The 21,697-nt window shown below is 73.3% G+C and carries 14 protein-coding genes; 11 read left to right on the top strand and 3 right to left on the bottom strand.

The features are described from left to right. Positions 1–4 precede the first annotated feature (4 nt). Complete coding sequence (locus tag ABGB14_RS10300; RefSeq protein ID WP_347643355.1) at positions 5–1,834, top strand: hypothetical protein; 1,830 nt, start codon at positions 5–7, stop codon at positions 1,832–1,834. Here the strand turns inward: ABGB14_RS10300 and ABGB14_RS10305 are convergent. Next, positions 1,771–3,024: an acyltransferase gene (locus ABGB14_RS10305; RefSeq protein WP_347643356.1), complete on the bottom strand. Its 1,254-nt coding sequence runs from the start codon at positions 3,022–3,024 to the stop codon at positions 1,771–1,773. The genes ABGB14_RS10300 and ABGB14_RS10305 overlap by 64 nt on opposite strands. Before the next feature lie 119 nt (positions 3,025–3,143). Between ABGB14_RS10305 and ABGB14_RS10310 the strand changes: the two genes are divergently transcribed. From ABGB14_RS10310 to ABGB14_RS10330, 5 genes are all read left to right on the top strand, one after another. Next, positions 3,144–4,064, top strand: coding sequence for a DUF3068 domain-containing protein (locus ABGB14_RS10310; protein ID WP_347643357.1), 921 nt, complete (start codon positions 3,144–3,146; stop codon positions 4,062–4,064). Next, a complete protein-coding gene (locus ABGB14_RS10315) occupies positions 4,061–4,948 on the top strand; it encodes a decaprenyl-phosphate phosphoribosyltransferase (RefSeq protein ID WP_347643358.1) in 888 nt (295 codons plus the stop codon). Before ABGB14_RS10310 ends, ABGB14_RS10315 begins: the two co-directional genes overlap by 4 nt. After that, a complete protein-coding gene (locus tag ABGB14_RS10320) occupies positions 4,945–6,264 on the top strand; it encodes an FAD-binding oxidoreductase (protein ID WP_347643359.1) in 1,320 nt (439 codons plus the stop codon). The genes ABGB14_RS10315 and ABGB14_RS10320 overlap by 4 nt, the downstream gene beginning before the upstream one ends. Beyond that, positions 6,261–6,998, top strand: coding sequence for an SDR family NAD(P)-dependent oxidoreductase (locus ABGB14_RS10325; protein WP_347643360.1), 738 nt, complete (start codon positions 6,261–6,263; stop codon positions 6,996–6,998). The genes ABGB14_RS10320 and ABGB14_RS10325 overlap by 4 nt, the downstream gene beginning before the upstream one ends. Positions 6,999–7,081: 83 nt before the next feature. Continuing rightward, positions 7,082–8,188, top strand: coding sequence for a nitronate monooxygenase family protein (locus ABGB14_RS10330; RefSeq protein ID WP_347643361.1), 1,107 nt, complete (start codon positions 7,082–7,084; stop codon positions 8,186–8,188). Here ABGB14_RS10330 and ABGB14_RS10335 read toward each other — a convergent pair. Beyond that, positions 8,185–8,994: a crotonase/enoyl-CoA hydratase family protein gene (locus tag ABGB14_RS10335; RefSeq protein WP_347643362.1), complete on the bottom strand. Its 810-nt coding sequence runs from the start codon at positions 8,992–8,994 to the stop codon at positions 8,185–8,187. The two genes, ABGB14_RS10330 and ABGB14_RS10335, sit on opposite strands and share 4 nt — an antisense overlap. 224 nt (positions 8,995–9,218) lie before the next feature. Between ABGB14_RS10335 and ABGB14_RS10340 the strand changes: the two genes are divergently transcribed. The 5 genes from ABGB14_RS10340 to ABGB14_RS10360 are packed head-to-tail and all read left to right on the top strand — an operon-like array spanning position 9,219 to position 15,466. After that, the gene (locus tag ABGB14_RS10340) at positions 9,219–10,766 is read left to right on the top strand and encodes an acyl-CoA synthetase (protein ID WP_347643363.1); all 1,548 of its coding nucleotides are present in this window, start codon (positions 9,219–9,221) and stop codon (positions 10,764–10,766) included. Next, entirely contained in the window at positions 10,756–11,655 is a 900-nt protein-coding gene (locus ABGB14_RS10345) for an OB-fold domain-containing protein (protein WP_347643364.1), read from the top strand. Before ABGB14_RS10340 ends, ABGB14_RS10345 begins: the two co-directional genes overlap by 11 nt. Beyond that, a complete protein-coding gene (locus ABGB14_RS10350; RefSeq protein WP_347643365.1) occupies positions 11,652–12,671 on the top strand; it encodes a lipid-transfer protein in 1,020 nt (339 codons plus the stop codon). Before ABGB14_RS10345 ends, ABGB14_RS10350 begins: the two co-directional genes overlap by 4 nt. After that, positions 12,671–13,819 carry a thiolase domain-containing protein gene (locus tag ABGB14_RS10355; protein WP_347643366.1) on the top strand — a complete coding sequence of 383 codons (1,149 nt, stop codon included), beginning with the start codon at positions 12,671–12,673 and terminating at the stop codon, positions 13,817–13,819. Before ABGB14_RS10350 ends, ABGB14_RS10355 begins: the two co-directional genes overlap by 1 nt. Positions 13,820–13,864: 45 nt before the next feature. After that, positions 13,865–15,466, top strand: coding sequence for an acyl-CoA synthetase (locus tag ABGB14_RS10360; RefSeq protein WP_347643367.1), 1,602 nt, complete (start codon positions 13,865–13,867; stop codon positions 15,464–15,466). An 82-nt stretch (positions 15,467–15,548) separates the two neighbouring features. Here ABGB14_RS10360 and ABGB14_RS10365 read toward each other — a convergent pair whose 3' ends face one another. Beyond that, the gene (locus ABGB14_RS10365) at positions 15,549–21,680 is read right to left on the bottom strand and encodes a tetratricopeptide repeat protein (RefSeq protein ID WP_347643368.1); all 6,132 of its coding nucleotides are present in this window, start codon (positions 21,678–21,680) and stop codon (positions 15,549–15,551) included. Positions 21,681–21,697 lie beyond the last annotated feature (17 nt).

Consider the following 21,697-nt stretch of genomic DNA (forward strand, 5'->3'; position numbering starts at 1 on the left):
GACGATGACGGAAGGCGCCAGGAGCTCCGAACCCGTGCGGATCACGCTGCCCTCGATCCGCACCGGGCCGATCGTGGGCGTCGGCCTGCTGCTCGTCCTGGTCTCGCTGATCTTCAGGGCCCACGTCCTCAGCAAGGCGTACTTCGTCGAGGACGACTTCCTCTTCGTGGCCGGGGCCGCCGACAGCGGGTTCACCTGGGACTACCTGACCCGCGTGCACAAGGGCCATCTCATGCCCGGCTCGCTGGCCCTGGTGTGGCTGCTCACCTGGGTGGCGCCGTACAGCTGGGCGCTGGTGTCGTTCGTGACGCTCGCGCTCCAGGCGGCCGCCTCGATCGTGTTCCTGGTGCTGCTGCGGCGGCTCTTCGGCGACCGCGCCGTGGTGCTGGCCGCCCTGGCCGTCTACGCGTTCGCGCCGCTCACCGTGCCCGCGATGAGCTGGTGGTCGGCGGCGCTCAACGCGGTGCCGCTGCAGCTCGCGCTGGTCGCCGCGCTCGCGGCGCACGTCAGGTACGTCCGCGAGGGCAGGGGCCGCTGGCACGCCCTGATCTGGACGGCCGCCGGGATGGCCTGCTCCACGAAGGGGGTGTTCATTCCCTTCGTCGTGCTGGCGGTCACCAGCGCCTACCTCGGAAGGGGCCTGTGGTTGCGGGCGCTGGGGGCAGAGCTGCGCAGGCCGGTCTGGTGGGCGCACGGCGTGCTGCTGGCCGGGTACGCCGTGCTCTACCTGCTGCGCCGCGACACCGCCGGCCCGGACGCGCTGACCGGGCCGAAGGCCGAGGTGGTGCCGGGGCTGCTGCGCAGGTTACTGGGGGAGACCTTTCCCACGGGCGCCGTCGGCGGCCCGCTGCGCTGGGGCGGGCTGACCTCCACCGGCGGGCTGGCCGACCCGGCCCGGGCCACCGTGATCGCGGCATGGGTGCTGCTCGCGCTGCTGGTCGTGGTCACGTGCGTGTACCGCAGGCGGGCGTGGCGGGCCTGGGCGATCCTGGCCGCGTACGTCGTCGTGGCCGACGCGATCCCCACCACGATCGCGCGGGCGACCGCGTGGGACCTCGTCGGCGCGGAGACCCGGTACGTCGCCGACGCCGCGGTGTTGTTCGCCCTCTGCCTGGCGCTGGCCTGGCATCCGGTCGAGGGCGAGCAGGACGCCCGCCGCCGGCCGGTGGGCGGCGGCCTGTCCATGGCCGCGAGCGTGCTGACCGTGGCCGTGCTCGCCGCGTCGCTGGTCTCGATCAACACCTACGGTGATACCCTCAGCGGCGACAAAATCAGGAAATATATGGACAACGCGCGGGCCTCCCTGGCCACCGCCGCGCCGGAGACCGACATCTACCCGCGTCCCGTGCCGCCGGAGGTCGTCCTGCCGTGGAACGGCGCCCGCAGGCTGACGTCGTACGCGCTCGCGCCGCTGGCCGATCCCGGGCTCCGGCGGCGCATGCGCGACCCGCGGCCCTCGGCGAAGCCGTACGTGTTCGACTCCACGGGCAAGCTCGTCCCGGTGGGCCGGGTGGCGCCGTTCTTCGACGCGATGAAGGGCGAGAAGTGTTTCGCGAAGGACAAGGTCTTCCCCGTCGAGTCCCCCGGCGGCCCCGGCATGGTGGTGGCCCTGGCCTACACCAGCCCCCGGCAGGTGCACGTGGTGGTGGATCTCGGCGGCGCCGAGCGGGCGGCCACGCTGCCGGCGACCGGCGAGACGGGCGCGCTCTACTACGTGCCGCACGACGGGGCCGGCAAGGGCATGCGGATCAGCGCGGCGGGCGGCCAGGGTCAGGCGTTCTGCCTGAGGGCCGCGGCCTTCGGGGAGCCGGGGCCCGCCCCGCCCGCGGCGTGAGGGACGAACCGGATCAGCCGCCGGGCGGGCTCCTCCACGTAACGGTGCGTGAGCCCGGCGAGGGCGACGGTCAGGGCGCTGATCGCGACGAGGTTGAGGACGAGGTCGCCGGTCCACGGGCGCTGGCCCGTGAAGTCGTACCAGAGGTAGATGACCACGAACTGCCAGAGGAAGACCCCGTACGAGATCCGGCCGAGATAGCTCATGACCCGGCCGCCGAGCAGCCCGCCCAGCCGGGTGGGCCGCTGGGCCTCCAGCGCCGCGGGCGCGACGAGACAGAAGGCGACGAGCGTGTAGAGCGCCTGCTCGGAGAAGGCCGTCCAGATGCCGCCCAGGCCGACGAAGCGGGGCCCGGTCACCGGGGTGGCGGCGATCAGGTAGGCGAACCCGGCGATCAGCCACAACGTGCCCCACGAGCCGGCCAGGGCCGCGCACAGGCGGCGCACCCGACCGTCCTCCGCCCTGGCCCAGACGGTCAGGACCGCGAGGGCCATGCCGGGCACGAAGAACGTCCACGAGCGTGGCAACCACACGTTCATCCAGGGGCGGTACTCGGGGAAGTACTCGAAGATCGTGTACACGTACGACAGGGCGCCGAAGGCGGCCAGCCCGATCAGCAGGCGCCTGGCCCTGGCCCGCAGGTCGGCTCCCGCGCGCAGCGCGAACCAGCGCAGCGCCGCCGCCATCAGCGGGAGCGTGAGGTAGAAGGTCAGCTCGACCGCGAGGCTCCACATCTGGCCGAGCCCCTTGGGCCCGAGGCCGTACCACCACGGGGTCAGGTCGTAGATGTGCACGAGGAACGCCAGCTGCGCCCACGTCCACGGGTCGGACCGGTGGGCCCCGCCCCACAGCAGGAGGGCCACGGCCACCACCAGCCAGTAGGCAGGGATGATGCGGAAGAAGCGCCGCCACAGGTAGCGGCGCGTGTCCGGGGGACGCTCGCCGGTCAGCACCTCCGCCGCCCACGGGCGGTAGAGCAGCAGGCCGGAGAGCGTGAAGAAGATCGGCACCCCGATCTCGCCCCTCGACAACACGCCGCCGAGGAACCCCGGCTCCAGCGCCGTTCCCGCCTCCATCGCGACGTGGAAGAGCAGCACGGAGAAGGCGGCCACGGCGCGGATGCCGTCGAGCGGGGCCTGGCGGCCGGAGATCTCCGGCAGCCGCGCCGATGTAGAACCTGTTTCGGTCACGTTTCCGCATCCCTGGTGACGATGGTCACTCCCCGCAATAACATACCGGCGAGTAGAAACTTGGTTTCAGTACTTAACCACCCAGACAGGCGTCCGTGCACCTGGCACATGGAGGGTCGATGAACCGGGTCGTCGTTGGCAGCGTCCTCATCGCCGTCGGGGCATTCCTCGTGGTTCTGGCTCCCCTGGTGCGCTTCCAGGTGGCGCCCGCGCTCATGAGCGCCGCAGGCGACCAGTACGGGATCAGCAAGCTGCGGGCGACCGGCGCACAGTACTTCAGCGTCGCCGACGGCAAGGTGCTGACCGCCGACCTCGACATCATCGTCACCACGCGCGGAGACGTGAAGGAGGCGTCCGGCGACCGGGTCGTGTGGGACGAGTTCACCGCCGTGAACGACGTCACCCACGGCAAGCCCGGCATCGACTTCACCGAGCGGCGCAGCGCCTTCGACAAGCGCTCGGGCGTCGGGCTCAACTGCTGCGGCGTCAGCATCGACAAGGAGCCGGTGGAGCTGAAGGGCCAGATCTACAAGTTCCCGTTCGACGTGGAGAAGAAGAGCTACATGGTCTTCAACTCCACGGCGGGCAAGGCGTTCGAGGCCAAGTTCGTCGGCGAGGAGCAGGTCGGCGGGCTGAACACGTACAAGTTCGAGCAGGTCGTCCCCGAGACCGAGACGCAGACGCTCACCGCGCCCGCCGACTGGTTCGACATGGGCGAATCCGGCGACGTGCAGCTCGACCGCGTCTACTCCGGCACCAACACCTTCTGGATCGAGCCCACCACCGGCGCGCCCGTCCGCCAGGAGCAGCAGCGCGACGAGGTGCTCAAGAGCGACGACGGCGTCGAGCGCTCCAAGGCGTTCGTGGCCACGGCCAAGATGACCGACGACACCGTCGACGGGCTCGTCAAGGACGCGCGGGAGGGCAAGAGCCAGATCGACCTGATCAGGGTGACGCTGCCCGTCGTGCTCGGCGTGGTGGGCGTCGTGCTGTTCGTGGCGGGCCTCCTGCTGACCCTGCGCGGCCGCAGGACCTCATGAGCCAGGGCGTGGTGGCTCGTCCCCGGGCGGCCACGCCGGCGCTGGCGCTGGTCAGGGCCGCCAGGCCCCGCCAATGGCTGAAGAACGTCCTGGTCCTCGCCGCCCCCATGGCCGCCGGGGTGCTGGGCGAGCCGCGCGACCTGCTCGCCGCGCTGCTGGTGCTCGCCGCGTTCTGCCTGGCCGCGAGCGGCTCGTACCTGATCAACGACGCCTCCGACGTGGCGGCCGACCGGCTGCATCCGCGCAAGCGGCGGCGGGCCGTCGCGGCGGGAGCGGTGTCGGTGCGGGCAGCCCGGGTGACCGGCGTCGCGCTGCTGCTCCTCGCGCCCGCCGTCGCCGCGCTCACCGGGAGCTGGAAGCCGCCCGCCGTGGTCGCCGGCTACCTCGTCCTGACGTTGTCGTACACGCTGTGGCTCAAGCACCAGGAGGTCGTGGACCTGATCGCGGTCGCCGGGTGCCACGTGATCAGGGCGTACGCCGGAGCCGTGGCGGTCGACGTGCCGGTGACCGGGTGGTTCCTGGTGGTCGTCTCGCTGGCCGCGCTGCAACTGGTGGCGGGCAAGCGCGAGGCCGAGCTGCGCCTCGTGGAGGCGGCGGGGACGCGCGCGACGCTGGCCGCCTACTCGCCCGCCTACCTCGCCCAGGTGCGGACCATGTGCTCGGGCGCGATGATCGTGACGTACTGCCTGTGGGCGCTCAACGCGCACGACGACCTGTTCTACGGGCTCAGCATCGTCCCCTTCGTCCTGCTCGTGCTCCGGCACAACCTGCTGGTCGAGCGCGGGGGAGGTGAGGAGCCCGAGGAGATCGCCCTGCGCGACCGGCCGACCCTGCTCTTCGCCGCCGTGCTCGTCCTCCTCGTCGGCCTGGGGATCTACGCGTGACCACGTTCCTGACCGGCTGGGGGCGTACGGCGCCCACGCCCGCGCGGCTCGCCAGGCCCCGCACCGTCGGGCAGCTGCGCGAGCTGGTCGCGTCCGCGCCGCGCCGGGGCGTGGTGGCGCGGGGCCTCGGCCGCTCGTACGGCGACGCCGCGCAGAACGCCGGCGGGCTCGTCCTCGACTGCACCGGCCTGGACGCGTGGCACTTCGACGAGGGCGGCGGCCTGGTGACGGCCTCCGGCGGGGTGAGCCTGCACACGCTGATGACGGCGCTCGTCCCCAGGGGCTGGTTCGTCCCCGTCAGCCCCGGCACGCGGCACGTCACCGTCGGCGGCGCCGTCGCGGCCGACGTCCACGGCAAGAACCACCACCGCGACTCCTCGTTCGGCGCGCACGTCCGCTCGCTGACCCTGGTGACCGCGGGCGGCGAGGTCCTGACCCTCCGCCCCGGCCACCCGCTCTTCTCGGCCACGGTCGGCGGCATGGGGCTGACCGGGGTGATCGCCGAGGTCACGTTCGGCTGCGTGCCGATCGAGACGTCCATGATGCGGGTGGACGTCCAGCGCACCGCGGACCTGGACGAGACGATGGCGGTCATGGCGGGCACCGACGACCGCCACCGCTACTCGGTGGCCTGGATCGACCTGCTCGCCCGGGGCCGCCGGATGGGGCGCAGCGTGCTCACCAGGGGCGATCACGCGACGCCCGCCGAAGTGGAGCGGGCGTCGCCGTTCGCGCCCGGCGCGCTGGCGCGGGCCCCCGCGTGGGTGCCCGGCGGGCTGCTCAACGGGCTGAGCCTGCGCGCGTTCAACGAGGTCTGGTACCGCAGGGCGCCGCGGCGCAGGACCCTCACGCAGGGCATCGCGCCGTTCTTCCACCCGCTCGACGGCGTCGAGGGCTGGAACCGCATGTACGGCCCGCGCGGCTTCGTCCAGTACCAGTTCGCGGTGCCCTTCGGCGCGGAGGAGACGCTGCGCGGCATCGTCGCGACCCTGTCGGAGCACGGCAGCCCGTCGTTCCTGACGGTGCTCAAGAGGTTCGGGCCAGGCTCGGGCGGCCTGCTGTCGTTCCCCATGCCCGGCTGGACCCTGGCCCTGGACCTGCCCGCCGGCGGGCGCGGGCTGAGCGGCCTGCTGCGCGGCTTCGACCGGCGGGTGGCCGAGGCGGGCGGGCGCGTCTATCTCGCCAAGGACGCGCGACTGGGCGCTGCCATGATGGCGGAGATGTATCCCGAGCTGGAGCGGTGGCGGCGGATCAGGGACGAGGCCGATCCCGCCGGGCTGTTCCGCTCCGACCTGGCCAGGAGGCTGCGGTTGTGAAGAACGCTCTCGGCGGGGTCGACACCGTGCTGCTGCTCGGCGGGCGCAGCGAGATCGGGCTGGAGATCGTCAGGCTGCTGGCGGGGCTGGGCGCGAGCCGGGTGGTGCTGGCCGCGCGGGGCGGCTTCGACCCGCCCGACCTCGGCGCGGAGGTCCATGTCGTGCCGTTCGACGCGCTGGACGTCCACGGGCACGGCGCCGTCTTCGCCAGGGCGACGGAGCTGGTGGGCGACCTCGATGTGGTGATCTCCGCGTTCGGCGTGCTGGGGACCCAGGAGCGCTACGACGCCGATCCCGTGGCCGCCGCCGAGGCCGTGGCGGTCAACTACGGCGCGCACGTGTCGGCAGGGCTGCACGCGGCCAGGGTGCTGCGCGAGCAGGGCCACGGCACGCTCGTGGTGCTGTCGTCGGTGGCGGGCGCGCGCGTGCGCAGGGCCAATTTCGTGTACGGCTCGGCCAAGGCCGGGCTCGACGGGTTCGCGCAGGGGCTGGGCGACGCCCTGCACGGGTCGGGCGCGAGGGTGCTGATCGTGCGGCCGGGCTTCGTGATCGGGCGGATGACGAAAGGGCTGGCGCCCGCGCCGTTGTCCTCGACGCCGCGGCAGGTGGCGCTGGCCACGGTGGCCGCGCTGCGTGACGGATCGTCCTCCGTCTGGGTGCCGCGGGCGCTCGGGCCCGCCTTCGGCCTGCTGCGGCTGCTGCCCCGCCCTCTCTGGCGCAGGCTGCCTCGTTAGAACGCATTCCATGAGGCTGACCGAGCGAACGTTCTAGAGTAGAACGCGTTGCAGTATGGCTCGCCCGGACTTATCGTCGGTCCATGCGGACACGGGTCACGGACATGTTCGGAATCGAGCTCCCGATCTTCGCCTTCAGCCACTGCAGGGACGTGGTCGCCGCCGTCAGCCGCGCGGGCGGCATGGGGGTGCTCGGGGCTCTCTACTTCACGCCGGAAGAGCTCGAGGTGGAGCTCAAGTGGATCGACGACCACGTGGACGGCCGCCCGTACGGGGTGGACGTCGTCATGCCCGCCTCGTACGAGGGCGCGGACTTCGCCCCCGATGAGCTGGTCGGACGCCTCCAGTCGATGATCCCCGACGGGCACCGCGCGTTCGTGGAGAACCTGCTGTCCAGGCACGGCGTGCCGGCGCTGTCCTCGGACGCCGACCCGGGACGGGTGCTGCTCGGCTGGACGGACGCCACGGCCCGGCCGCAGGTCGAGGTGGCCCTGCGGCACCCGATCGCGCTGCTGGCCAACGCGCTCGGCCCGCCGCCCGCCGACGTGGTGGACCTCGCCCACGCGCGGGGCGTCAAGGTCGCCGCGCTCGCCTCGACGCCCCGCCACGCGCTCAAGCAGGTGGAGGTGGGCGTGGACGTCGTCGTCGCCCAGGGCACGGAGGCCGGCGGGCACACCGGCGAGATCTCCACGATGGTGCTGATCCCGCAGGTCGTGGACGCCGTGGACGTGCCCGTGCTGGCGGCGGGCGGCATCGGCAACGGCCGCCAGATGGCGGCCGGGATGGCGCTGGGGGCGGAGGGCGTGTGGACCGGATCCCTGTGGCTCACGGTCGAGGAGGCGGACACGCCGGAGATGGCCAAGCGGCGCATCCTGGCGGCCACGTCCCGCGACACGGTGCGCTCGCGCAGCTGGACCGGCAAGCCGGCGCGGCTGCTCAGGAACGAGTGGACCGAGGCGTGGGAGTCGGAGGAGTCGCCGGGCACGCTGCCGATGCCGCTGCAGTTCATGCTGGTGTCGGACGCGCTGCGCCGCATCGGCCGCTCGGACGTTTCGGAGCTGGCCACGTTCCCCGCCGGTCAGATCATCGGTGTCACCAACCAGGTCAGGTCGACCAAGGACGTGGTGTTCGGGCTGGTGGAGGAGTACGGCGAGGCGCTGGAACGCCTGGGGCGCATCACCGGCGACTAGAGGGCGCGGTAGAGAGGAGAGCGTTTCTCGCGGAAGGCGCGGGTGCCCTCCTTGGCGTCCTCCGAGCCGATCACCGGCCAGCCGAGCTCGTCCGAGACCTTCAGCGACTCGGGCTCGGCCAGGCCGAGCGTGTCGCGGTAGGTGCGCAGGATCGCCTGGACCGCCAGCGGGCCCGAGGCGGCGACGTCCTCGGCCAGCTCGCGGGCGGCCGCGAGCGCCTGCCCGTCGGGGACCACCCGGTTGACCAGGCCCATGGACAGCGCTTCCGCGGCCGTGATCGCGCGGCCCGTGAGCAGCAGGTCCATGGCGTGGCAGTACGGGATCTGCCGCGGCAGGCGTACGGCGCTCCCGCCCATGGGGAACAGGGCGCGCTTGGCCTCGAACAGGCCCAGCGTGGCCGACTCCGCCACCACCCGCAGGTCGGTGCCCACCAGCAGTTCGGTGCCGCCCGCGACCGCGTACCCCTCGACCGCGCTGATGACCGGCTTGGCGGGCAGGTCCTGGCGCAGCAGCCCTTTCCAGTGGAAATCGGGGATCCGCGCGGCCCTGGCCTGGACCTCGGGGTCGGTGGACGGCTGCCCCATCGCCTTGAGGTCGGCCCCGGAGCAGAACGTGCCCTCGGCGCCGGTCAGGACGGCGACCCGGATCTCCGGCTCCGCCGACGCGTACGCCCAGGCCGAGGCCAGGCCGACGAGCATGTCCGAGGAGAGCGCGTTGCGGGCCTCCGGCCGGTTCATGGTGACGGTCAGGACGTGGCCGTCGCGTTCGACCCGGCAGTGGGGGGTGCTGATCGGCAGGAGCTCCACGGATGCCTCCGAATTGCTAAATCAAGCGCTTGCTACAAACTTTCGCCCCAGGATACGCTCCCCCCATCAAACGAGAACAGGTTCCTGTCTGGCCCCGTGCTGTGAGGGAGCGCCGTCGCCTGGAGGAGCGGCGGGAGCGTAGCGACCAGAGCGGGGGAAGGTGGCGGCATCAAAGGCGACCGAACCCGCCTCCACGGAGTGGAGGCCATGAACAGGGGGAGTAGATGGGCACGCTCGGCTTCTGGAGGCTCGCGCAGGCCGACCCCGAGTGGATCGCCGCCGTCGACCCCGACGGTACGGAGCACCGCGCCGGCGACCTGCTGGCCCGCTCGAACCGGCTCGTGCACGGCCTGCGCGGTCTCGGGCTGGAGCGCGGCGACGGCGTCTGCGGGCTGGTTCCGAACGGCGCCGACGGGCTCGTCCTCTACCTGGCCGCGTTGCAGGCCGGGTGGTACTACACCCCCGTCAACTGGCATCTGACCGGCCCTGAGATCGCGTACATCGTCTCCGACAGCGAGGCGAAGGCGTTCTTCGTGCACCCGCGCTTCCTCCAGGAGGGCGCGAGGGGCGCCGAGGCCGTCGAGCCGGGGCGCCGGTTCGTCCTGGGCGGCCAGGCCGCCGGCTTCCGCCCGGCCCGCGAGCTGACCGACGGGCAGCCCGGCACCGCGCCCGATGACCGCACCGCCGGCGCCACCATGCACTACACCTCGGGCACCACCGGCAAGCCCAAGGGCGTCAGGCGCCACCTGAGCGGGATGGATCCGGACGACTCGGCCGAGCTGATGACGGGTCTGCTCGGGCTGTTCGGCATCACGCCGGGCCGCCCCAACGCCCACCTGGTGACCTCGCCGAGCTACCACACGGCAGTGACCCAGTTCGGCGGGAGCGCCCTGCACATGGGCCACACGCTCGTCTACATGGACCGGTGGGACGCCGAGGAGATGTTGCGGTTGTGCGAGCGGCACCGCGTCACCAGCTCCCACATGGTCCCGACCCACTTCAAGCGGCTCCTCGCGCTGCCCGAGGAGACCAGGCACGCGTACGACCTGTCCTCGCTGCGGTGGATGATCCACGCCGCCGCTCCCTGCCCGGTCCCGGTGAAGTGGGCGATGTTCGAGTGGTGGGGCGACTGCGTGTACGAGTACTACGCGGCCACCGAGGGTGGCGGCACCCTGGCCACGCCCGAGGGCTGGAAGGGGCACCCGGGCACGGTGGGCTCGGCCTGGCCGATCAGCGAGCTGCTCGTCGTGGACGACCAGGGCGAGCCGGTGCCGGCTGGCACCCCCGGGACGATCTACATGAAGATGATGGGCGTCCCGTTCGAGTACAAGGGCGATCCCGCCAAGACCGCAGCCAACCGGCTCAAGGACTACTTCACCGTAGGGGACATCGGATACCTGGACGAGGAGGGCTTCCTCTACCTCTGCGACCGCAAGGCCGACATGATCATTTCGGGCGGCGCCAACATCTACCCGGCCGAGATCGAGAACGAGCTCATGGTCCACCCGAAGGTGGCGGACGTGGCCGTGTTCGGCATCCCGGACGAGGAGTGGGGCGAGCAGATCAAGGCCGTGGTCGAGCCCGCGCCCGGCATCGAGCCGGGGCCGGAGCTGGCAGCCGAGCTGCTCGCGTCGCTGGAGGGCCGCCTGGCCAGGATGAAGTGGCCCAGGAGCGTCGACTTCATCGCGGAGATGCCCCGCGAGCCCAACGGCAAGCTGCTCAAACGCAAGCTACGCGCCCCGTACTGGGAGGGACACGACCGTGCCATCTGATCCGCTGGTAGCCCGGCACGTTCTGGAGTTCCCGGGCGGTTACTCGCGCACCACGGGCCCGGTGATCGGCCGGTTCCTCAGCGAATTACGCAGTCGCCGCATCGTCGGGGTGCGCACGAAGGAGGGCAAGGTGCTCGTGCCGCCCCTCGAGTACGACCCCGCGACCGGCGAACCGGTCACCGGCGAGTTCGTCGAGGTCGGCCCGGCGGGGACGGTGACGACGTGGGCGTACGTGCCCGAGCCCGGTGCGGGCCACCCGCTCGACCGGCCCTTCGCCTGGGCGCTGATCAGGCTCGACGGCGCGGACACCGCGCTCGTGCACGCCGTGGACGCGGGTGATCCTGGAAGGCTGCGGGCGGGCCTGCGGGTGTGGCCGGTCTGGAAAGACCGCCCCACCGGCCAGATTACCGACATTTCGTGTTTCGTCCCTGAGGTCACCGACATCGTGGCCAACGTCCGCACCGAGTACCGCCTCCAGGCGGGCGGCGCCCTCCGCGTCTTCCTGGAGGGCATCGAACGCGGCGTCTTCCTCGGCGGCCGCTGCGCCACCTGCGCCAAGGTGTACGTGCCGTACCGGCTGACCTGCCCAGAATGCGGAGACGCCATCCCGGAGACGCTCGAACTCCCCGACACCGGGACGATCACCACGTTCGCCATCAACAACCTGCCCGACCCGCGGGCCCCCGAGGTGCCGTTCGTGTCGGCGTACATCCTGCTCGACGGCAGCGACATCCCCATGATCGCCCTGATCGGGGACATACCAGCACACGACGTACGCCAGGGCATGCGCGTCAAGGCCGTCTGGGTCCCCGAGCACGAACGGACGGCGTCCATGGCGAACATCCGCTGGTTCGCCCCCACCGGCGAGCCCGACGTGGAGCGGCCATGAGAGACGTAGCGATCGTCGCGTTCGCCCAGACGCGGCACACGGGCCACGACACCGGCCTGACCGAGCCCGAGCTCATCGGCCCCGTGATCGGCGAGGTCAAGGAGCGCACCGGGCTCAAGCGGTTCGGCTTCACCTGCTCCGGCAGCTGCGACTACCTGGCGGGCGCCCCCTTCTCGTTCGTGTCGGCCCTCGACGCGCTCGCCGCCTGGCCGCCCATCTCCGAGAGCCACGTCGAGATGGACGCCGCCTGGGCCCTGTACGAGGCATGGGTGCGCCTCCAGCACGGCGACGTCGACTCGGCCCTGGTCTACGGCTTCGGCAAGTCGTCGCTGGGCGACCTGCGCACGATCATGACCCTCCAGCTCGACCCGTACTACCTGGCGCCGCTCGGGCTCGACCAGCTCTCCTACGCCGCGCTCCAGGCGAACGCGGCCGGCGCCGACCGGGCCGAGCTGGACGAGATCGTCAGGCGCAGCCGGGCCGACGGGCGGCGCAACCCGTACGCGCTCGACCTGCCGGACCCCGAAGGCGAGGACGTCGCCGTCCGGCCGCTGAAGACGACGGACGTGCCGCCCATCACCGACGGCGCCGCCGCCGTCGTGCTCGCGGCGGGCGACCTGGCGAGCCGGCTGTGCCCCCGGCCCGCCTACATCCGGGGGATCGCCCACCGCACGGAGCCCCACTACCTGGGCATGCGCGACCTGGCGCGCTCGGCCTCCGCCGCCGACGCCGCACGCGCCGCGGGGGTCGGCAAGGGCCCCGTCGAGGTGGCGGAGCTGCACGCCCAGTTCCCGCACGAGGAGATCATCCTGCGGGAGGCGCTCGGCCTGCGCGACGAGACGGAGATCAACCCGTCCGGCGGCCCGCTGGCGGCCAACCCCGTCATGGCCACGGGCCTCATCCGCGTGGGCGAGGCCGCGCGGCGCATTCACGACGGCGCCGCCCGCCGCACCGTCGGGCACGCCACGAGCGGCCCCTGCCTGCAGCAGAACCTCGTCACCGTGTTGGAGGCGTAGTGGGAAACCGTTGTGCTGTCGTCGGCATCGGGCAGACGCGCTACCGCAGCAGGCGCACGGACGTCTCGATCGCCGGGCTCGTGCGCGAGGCGGCGCTGCGGGCGCTGGAGGACGCCGGGCTGACGTTCAGGGACATCGACGCCGTCGTCATCGGCAAGGCGCCCGACCTGTTCGAGGGCGTGATGATGCCCGAGTCGTACCTGGCGGACGCGCTCGGCGCGGCGGGCAAGCCGATGATGCGGGTGCACACCGCGGGCAGCGTCGGCGGCTCGACGGCCCTCGTCGGCGCCTCGCTCATCCAGGGCGGGGTGCACGAGCGGGTGCTGGTCGTGGCGTTCGAGAAACAGTCGGAGTCGAACGCCACCTGGGCGCTTTCCACACACCTGCCGTTCAGCGCGTCCCTGGTGGTGGGCGCGGGCGGCTACTTCGCGCCGCACATCCGCGAGTACATGCGCACGTCGGGCGCCCCCGGCCACATCGGCACGCTCGTCGCGGTCAAGGACCGGCTGAACGCGCTGAAGAACCCGTACGCCCACCTGAGGATCCCCGGCATCGACCGGGCCATGGTCGAGTCCACGCCCATGCTCTGGGAACCCATCCGCTACCTGGAGACCTGCCCGTCCAGCGACGGCGCCTGCGCCATGGTGCTGTCGTCCGAGTCCGCGGCCACCGGCACCCCCGCCTGGGTGCACGGCACGGCCATGCGCTCGGAGCCGATCTTCCGCGCCGGGCGTGACACGGTCAGCCCGCAGGCGGGCAAGGACTGCGCGGCCGACGTCTACCGCCAGGCCGGCATCTCCGACCCGCGCCGCGACATCGACGTCGCCGAGGTGTACGTGCCGTTCTCCTGGTACGAGCCGATGTGGCTGGAGAACCTGGGGTTCGCCGCGGCAGGAGAGGGATGGAAGATCACCGAGTCGGGCGCCACGGCACTCGACGGTGACATCCCGTGGAACGCCTCGGGCGGCGTGCTGTCCAGCAACCCGATCGGGGCGTCCGGGCTGATCAGATTCGCCGAGGCCGCGCTGCAGGTGCGCGGGACGGCGGGCGAGCACCAGGTGGACGGCGCCCGCACGGCGCTCGGCCACGCCTACGGCGGAGGATCCCAGTTCTTCGCGATGTGGATCGTCGGACGCGACAGACCGTGACCTGCGAGGCAGGCCCCCACACCCCGGACCATGGGAAGGACTTCGATGGAGTTCAACCACGCTGACCTGTTCGAAGGGCTCGCGGACACGATCGGGGACAGGACGGCCGCCGTCTGCGGTCAGGACCGGCGCACCTACGCCGAACTCGACGCCGAGGCCAACCGGCTCGCCCACTACCTGGCGGACCTGGGCGTCCAGCCGGGCCAGCACGTCGGGATCCAGCTCTACAACGGCATCCCGTACGTCGCGGGCATGCTGGCCACGCTGAAGATCAGGGCCGTGCCGATCAACGTCAACTACCGCTACGTCGAGGCCGAACTGCTCTACCTGTACCGCGACTCCGACATCAGGGCGCTGATCTACGACGTGGAGTTCGACCCGAGGGTGAGCGCGGTGGCCGGTGCGGCGCCGCTGCTCGAGCACCTGGTCGCGGTCGGCGGGCCGTCGTCGATCGGCTCCGCGGTGCCGTACGCGACGGCTCTCGAACGCGGCAAGCCGGAACGGGGCTTCCCGCCGCGCTCCGGCCAGGACGTCTACATCATCTACACCGGCGGCACCACCGGACTGCCCAAGGGCGCGATGTGGCACGTCGAGGACCTGTTCATGGGCTTCGGCGGCGGCAACCCGTACGGCGAGCCGCGCGCCACCCCGCAGGAGGTCGTCGACGAGGCGGTCAAGGCCAACCCGATGGTGATGATGGCCGCGCCGCCGCTCATGCACGGGGCCGCGCAGATGGCCACGTTCATCGCCTGGTGGATGGGCTCGGCCATGGTGTACGTGCGCAAGTTCGACGCCCCGGAGGTGTGGCGGACGATCGAGCGGGAACGCGTGTTCACCCTGAACATCACCGGCGACGCCATGGCCAGGCCGCTGGCGGACGCGCTGGAGGGCGGCGGCTACGACGTCTCCTCGCTCCTCGTGGTCAGCTCGACCGGGGCCATCCTGTCCGGCGCCGTACGTGACCGGCTGCAGGAGCTGCTCCCGAACGTCATGATCCTCGACAACCTCGGCTCCACCGAGTCCGGCTACACGGCCTCGGGCGTGGCCGGCTCCTCGCCGGAGAAGGGCCTGCGCTACCAGCCCAACTCCGTGGTCAAGCTGGCCGTGCTCGACGAACGGCTCAGACCCGTCGAGCCCGGCTCCGGGCAGATGGGGACGGTGGCCAGGTCGGGCCGGGTGGCGTTCGGCTACTACAACGACCCCGCCAAGACGGTCCGCACGTTCGTCACCGACGAGGAGGGCACCCGCTGGCTGCTCACCGGCGACCTCGCGTCCGTCGAGACCGACGGCACGGTGAACGTGTTCGGCCGGGGCTCGCAGTGCATCAACACCGGCGGGGAGAAGGTGTTCCCCGAAGAGGTCGAGGCGGTGCTCAAGGGGCATCAGGCGGTGTTCGACGCGGTGGTGACCGGCGTGCCGGACGAACGCTGGGGGAACAGGGTGGCGGCCGTGGTCGAGCCTCGGGAGGGCGTCGAGGTCACCGAGGAGGAGCTGGACGCGCACTGCAGGACGTTACTGTCGGGGTACAAGGTGCCCCGTTCGTACGCGTTCGTGGCGGAGATGATGCGCTCGCCGGCAGGCAAGGCCGACTACCGCTGGGCACGAGAGATCGCAGAGGGCGGCTCGCCCGAAGCCCCGCGCGGGTGAGAGCGGCGCGGTTGCGGCCGTCACCGACGATCACGAATTCTACGCGCGGGTGAGGTGCCGGGGCTCCGGCTCCCACCCGCGATCACGGAGCCTGCGTGCGGGCGAGGCGGTGTAACTCGTCCTGGATCGCCGTCGCCTCGTCGTTCCGCCCGGCCCGCTCCATGAGCCGCAGCCGGCCGTGCAGCACGTCACGCAGTAACTCGGCCGGCCCCTCGCCGCGCCCGTCGGCCAGCAGGTCGCGCAGCAGCCCCGCGGAGACCCGCAGCGCGGCGTCGGCGGCGTCGTCCCTGGCCAGTTCCTCCTGGCAGAGGCCGAGCTTGGCGTGCGCCACGGCTCTGAACAGCGTGTCCCGGGTGACCTGCGCGGCCCGGTGGAAGACGAGCCCGGCCTCCAGCGCCCGGCCCGCCTCCATGAGGGCGTCGCCCAGCATGAGCATCCCCCTGGACAGCAGACCCAGCAGCATGGGATGGCCGGGCCCGTGGCGTTCGAGCGCCGCGACCGCCTCCCGCAGCGGCTGGATCGCGTCGGCGGCCATGCCCTGCATCCTCAGCGCGGAGGCCAGCGTCAGGCAGGCGCCCGCCCGGCCCGTGTGCAGAGCCTGCGCTTCCATGCCCGCGGCCAGCAGCTCGTCGTAGATCGCGATCGCCTCCCGCGCTCTCGTCTCCGCCTCCGTCCCGCCGTCCAGCCCCAGCAGGGGCAGCAGCTCAGAGCTCTGCGCCAGCGAGTCGGCGAGGATCGCCCGGTGGGTGAGCTCGTCCGGCGACCGCCTGGCCAGCGGGATGAGCTGCTCCACGAGCGCGTTGGCCTCGGTGAGCTCGCCGAGCACCAGGTGGCACCTGGCCAGCCGCTGGACGGCCAGCGCGTGCTTGACGGTGCCGGGGGCGTACCCGGTCGCGGCAGTCCTGGCGTACCCGGCGGCCTCCTCGACCCGCCCCGACGCCAGCAGGTCGTCGGCGATCGTCGCGGCGGTATCGGCGGTGGCCGCGTCGTCGGACAGCTGCACGAACAGTTCCAGCGCCGCCACCAGGTGAGCCAGCGCCTCCTGCCCCCTCCCGAAGGCCCGCAGCACCTGCCCGCGCACCCGGACGGCCTCGGCCCGCACGTGCGGCAGCTCCTGTCCCGACGCCGCGGCCCGGTCCAGCTCCGCCAGCGACCAGGTGATCGCCTCCAGCGCGGCCTGCGGACGGTCGAGCACGGACAGGCCGGTGCCGAGCCGGGCGTAGGTGACGGCGGCGAGGGCCGGGTCGTCCAGCTCGTCGCAGAGATCGGCGGCGCGCTCGCAGTGGGCCAGGGCCTCGACGGCCCGGTCCTCTTCGAGCAGCCGGACGGCATAACGGTTGAGCACGTCGACCAGCGCGCCGCCGGGCCGGCGGCGCGTGCCGGCCGTCGTGTCGCCCGGCCGTTCGCCGGGCCGACGGGGTTTGCCGCCCGGTCGTTCGCCGGGCCGGTCAGGCGTGCCGGCCGGTCGTTCGGTGAGGAGGTCGATGGCCTGCTCCATGACGGCGAGGTCGGCGTGGCCGATCCTGGCCAGGGCGGCCAGCGCGAGGCCCAGCTCCGTACGGTGCGCGCCTGACGCGGCGGCGAGGTTCCGGTGGACACGGATGGTCAGCTCGGCGGTCAGTTCCGTGGCCCGTTCCGGGGGCACGCGGGTGGTCCCGTCGTCTCCCGCCGGCGCTGCCGCGTCCCGGAACCTCGCGAGGCAGCGCCCGTACTTCGCGTGCAGTTCGGGGCCGGTGCCGCTCAGCGGCACCTCCCGCTCCAGAGCGTCGGTGAACGCCGCCAGCGCCGGCCCCAGGTCCGATACGTCGCCCGCGAAACCGGCCAGGGACTCGACCAGGGCCTCCAGCACGTCCACCCCCGGCAACGGCCGCATGCCGAGAATCCGCGCCCACAGAGCCACCCCGGCGGCGGGCCCTTCCTCAGCCACGCGCAGCCCGGCCAGCCTGATCAGCGCCAGCACGTGCGCGTCGACGAGATCCGGCGGGACACGACCGTGCTTCGCCAGCGACGCCGTCCCCTCCTCCAGCTTCGCCCTGGCCTCGCCACTCCGGCCGAGCTCGGCCAGGCACAACCCGCCCAGCTCCAGGCAGGTGGCGACCAGCAGCCCATCGCCGGACGCCGTGCCCGTGACGTCGAGGGCCCGGGTGACCGACTGGAGCGCGCCCTCGGGGTTCCGCCGGGCGAAGCGGATGCCGCCCTGGAGCCGCAGCGCGCCGGCGTGCGCCAGGGGATCATGGAGCCCGTCCGCCACGAGCCCCTCGTACAGCCCCGCCAGCCGGTCGGCGGCGGCCTCCGCGTCCGGTGGGCAACCGGCACGGGACAGCGCGACGGTCTCCAGGATGGCAAGCTCCGCCAGCTCCGTACGGAAGGCGGCGCTCGTACCGGTCTGCGGCTCGTAGGACTCGATCGCGGTGCGCAGGTGCGGAACGGCCTCCTCATGGCGGCCGAGCCCGGCGAGCGAGCGCCCGAGCGCCGCCGCGACCATGCCCACGGCGATCGCGTGGGGCCGATCCGGTACGGGATACCGCTGCAACAGTTCGGCCGCCTGCGTCGCGAGCGCGAGGCCGTCCCCGGCCCGCCCGGCGTCCGCCCAGGCGCGGGCGAGCGTCGCCTGCGCGGCCAGGTAGGCGTGGATCTCCTCCAGCCCCGGTACGCCCGCGCTCTCGAAGGACTGCCTGCACTCCGCCAGCCGCTGTTCCGCGCCGGACACGGCCTGCCCGGGATCGCGGGCGACCATCGCCAGCAGCCAGGGCTGTTCGACGTCGCGAACGTCCGGCGCCGTGCGCATCCGCTCCAGCCTCGCCCGCACCGCCGCCGCTTGCCGGGCGTGGCCGCCGGCCAGGTCGTACAGCTCGGCGGCGGCCTCCAGCTGCGCCGCGCCGTCGGCGGTCCTGCCCAGCTCGTCCAGGCAGAGGCCGAGCAGCCGCCGGGCGTTCGCCCGCGTCGCGGTGTGCCGCTCCGCCGCCACGCACATGACCTCCTGCAACGGGCCGAGCGCCGCCTCGGGCCGGTCGTCCGCCAGCAGCAACTCGCCCAGCACCAGCAGTTGCCCGGCCAGGCGGGTGCGATGCCCGCCCGGGTCGAGCGCGACCAGGGCACGCAGATTCCGTACGGCCTCCGAGGCGGAACGTGCGGCGGCGTCCAGGTCGTCCAGCCGCGTGTGGAGCCTGGCCAGCATGCACGCGGTCTCCGCCAGCATGGACCGCGGCTCCGGCCCCTCGGCGGCCAGGCCGCGCAGCCGTACGGCGGCCGCGCCCGCGGGGACGAGGGCGTCGGCCGGCTTGTCCCGAGCTTCGAGCCAGGCGGCGAGGAGGTGGAGGCGGCGGGCCACGTCCCTGCTCGTCGGGGCCACGTGCTCGACGGCGGCGGTGGCGGCCCTGGCCAGGCACGCGGCCAGCTCGGGCACCGCCGCGGGATCCGGCCCGTCGAACCGCATCAGCGGCGCGGGCGCGGCGACGGCGTCCGTCGTCGGGAAACCCGTTCCCCCGACCGGAACGCCGAGCGGCCGCACACCGCCCGTCGCCGCCGCTCCCGGCACGGACGGCACCACCCCGCCGGCCCCGGCCCCACCCGTCCAGACAACCGCCGTACCCGCCTCGCCAAGAGGGGAACCGGACCGCCCCAGGCGCGGAGCGGGGACGCTCGGCGGTGCCGGGGGTTGCGAGGTCGTGCCGGGGTGACGTGCGGCGGGCACGGACAGGAGGGCAGCCAGGTGCCCCGCGAACTCGCCGTCCCCGCCCGCCGCCTCGTACGCCCGGACCGCCTCACCCAGCCGCCCGGTCTCCAGCAGCGCGCACGCGAGGTTGTGGTGTGCCCGCGCGGCCGCATCCGCATACCGGGGGTCGTCCCCGGCCAGCTTCCGGAACCTGGCCGCCGCCTCCTGAGCGGGCTTGAGCGCGCCCCCGGCCTCGCCCGCAAGCAACAGGCAGGCCCCCAGGTCGAACAGCGCTTCCGCCCGTCCGGCAACCTCCTCGTACGGGGGAGCGGCCGCGTGGATCTCCACGGCCTCGGCCGCCGCGGCGACCGCCTCGCCCACGCGCCCCGCGGCCGCCAGCCGGCCCGACACCGTGGACAGCGCCTCCGCCAGGGCGAACCGCTCGCCTCGTGCCCGGTGACGGTGCACGGCCAGTTCGCCGAGCGTCACGTCGAGGGCCCGCAGGCCGAGCCGGTCGCGCCCGGCCCGTACAGGTAACGCGGCCATGGCCTCCGGTTCGGCGGGAAACAGCCCGAGTACGGCGTCGACCAGGTCGCCGAGCCGCGTCCCCGGACGGGTCACGGCCTCCTCGACCAGGTTGCCGGCCCTGGCCGTGACGAGCGTCCGCAGCGCCGACCTGACCCGCTCCCCACCCGCGGACACCCGCAGGACGTCCAGCATCCGTACGAGATGCCGGGTCGTCCGGCCGTCGAGGTCGTGCACGGCGAGCACGAGCGATTCGAGGTCCTCGGTGCCGGACAGGAGCTGTTCGGCCACGAGGTCAGGGCCCAGGGGAACGAGCCGCGGGACGAGCCGTTCGCCGCCGGGGAGGATCCGGCGGAGCCAGGCCACCACGTCGTGGACGGGGCCGTCGAGCCCGGGCCCGCTGGACGCGGCGTCGCGCAGTCCCGGCACGGCCGCGAGCAGGCCGGGCAGTTCGGCGGGCGTGGGCGCGGTGAGCGTGACCACCGCCACGGCCTGGCGCGCGGTCGCCGCGTCCACCGCCGTAGCCTGGCGCGCCGTCACGTCGTCCGTCCGCTGGTGGCCGGCGGGCCGGGCCGGTGCCCACTCGTGCAGTTCGCGCGCGACGAACCGCTCCAGGAGCCCGCCGCGCGCGTGCTCGCCCTCGTCGCGCAGCCGCATCAGGGCGGCCAGGTGGACGTGGAGCGGCAGGCCGTACTCGGGATCGTCGAGATGGGGCGGGGCGGGCAGCGCGGCCCGGCTGGGGGCGAACGCCTTCATGGCGGCGCGGGCGTGCTCCGTCCGCTCGGGCAGGGTGAGCGGGCGGGTGTTGAGCTGGATCGTCGTGGTGTTGAGCCGCCGCAGCCAGCCGCCCGCCGCCGTGTCCAGGCGCCGCCACCACCCGGGCTCGCCCGGCTCGCGGGCCACGAGCAGGAGCCGTACGCGGGGGTTGCGGCCATGCTTGGCCAGCCGCCGGATCAGCTCGCCCACCAGGGGAACGGACGGTTCGGGATGCTCGACGACGAGCAACGTCGGCCGGACGGCATCCAGCGCGGCACCGGCCCGTCCGCCCACCGCCGCGCAGCCGGCGGCCGCGTCCGGTTCGGGGTCCAGGTCGCAGAGCGCGTCGAGGGGGAGCAGGCCGGCGTCCCAGCCGGACCCCGCCAGCTCCGCGCACAGCTCGCCCGCCAGGCGCGACTTGCCGGTTCCCGCGCGGCCGGTCAGCACCGCGATCGACAGCGGGGCCGGTTCGGCGGCCCAGGCGCGCAGCCGCGCCAGCTCCTCCTCCCGCCCCAGGAAGGGCACGACGGCGTGACGGGCCTGCAGCAGCGTCCAGCCGGGGCCGTCCGGCGGCGGGTCGTCACGGGCGGGCGACAGCAGGTCGGCGAGCGGCACGGAGGGTTCGTCGCCGGTCACGGTCTCGAGCCGGCCGGGCGGCACGCCGGCCAGCTCACGGAAACGCGCGTCGCTCAGCAGCGCGGTCACCGGTACGGCGTCCAGCCGCGGTGCGGTACCTGAGGTGATCACGCCGATGAGCTGGCCGGCCGGTTCGGCGAGCAGGGCGGCGCCCGGCAGGCCGCCCCAGAGCGAGCCCGGCACCGCGTGGCTCCCGGGATTCCCCACGGAGACCGTCAGCGCCTTCGACGCCGCGTCGGCCGGGGCGTCCACCACGCCGGCCAGCGTCTCGGCGTCGCGGAACCCGGCCCGCTGCCCCGCCCGCGGAAACCCTCTGGCCAGGCACCGTACGCCGGGTGCGGCGGCCCTGGCCCAGCGCACGTGTTCGATGCCGGGCAGTTCGGCCCACGGGGAGCCGGGCACCCGCAGCAGCACCGCGCTGGCCGCGCCGCGTCCACGCCACACCTGCTCTGCCGCGATCCACCGGGCCGACCAGGGCGCGCGCACCTGGCACGGCCTGCCGGGCCCGACCACCTGGCCGGAGGCCAGCACCAGGTCGGCGCCGATCACGTATCCGGATCCGGTCACGCCGACGAGGTCGTCGTGACCGGAGTAGACCTCGACGACCCGTTCGAGCGCGAGGCGGTGTGGTGGCGTGTCCATGGGTCCGCCCATTAGGT

It is taken from the genome of Nonomuraea sp. B10E15 (assembly GCF_039871615.1).
Lineage (GTDB): Bacteria > Actinomycetota > Actinomycetes > Streptosporangiales > Streptosporangiaceae > Nonomuraea.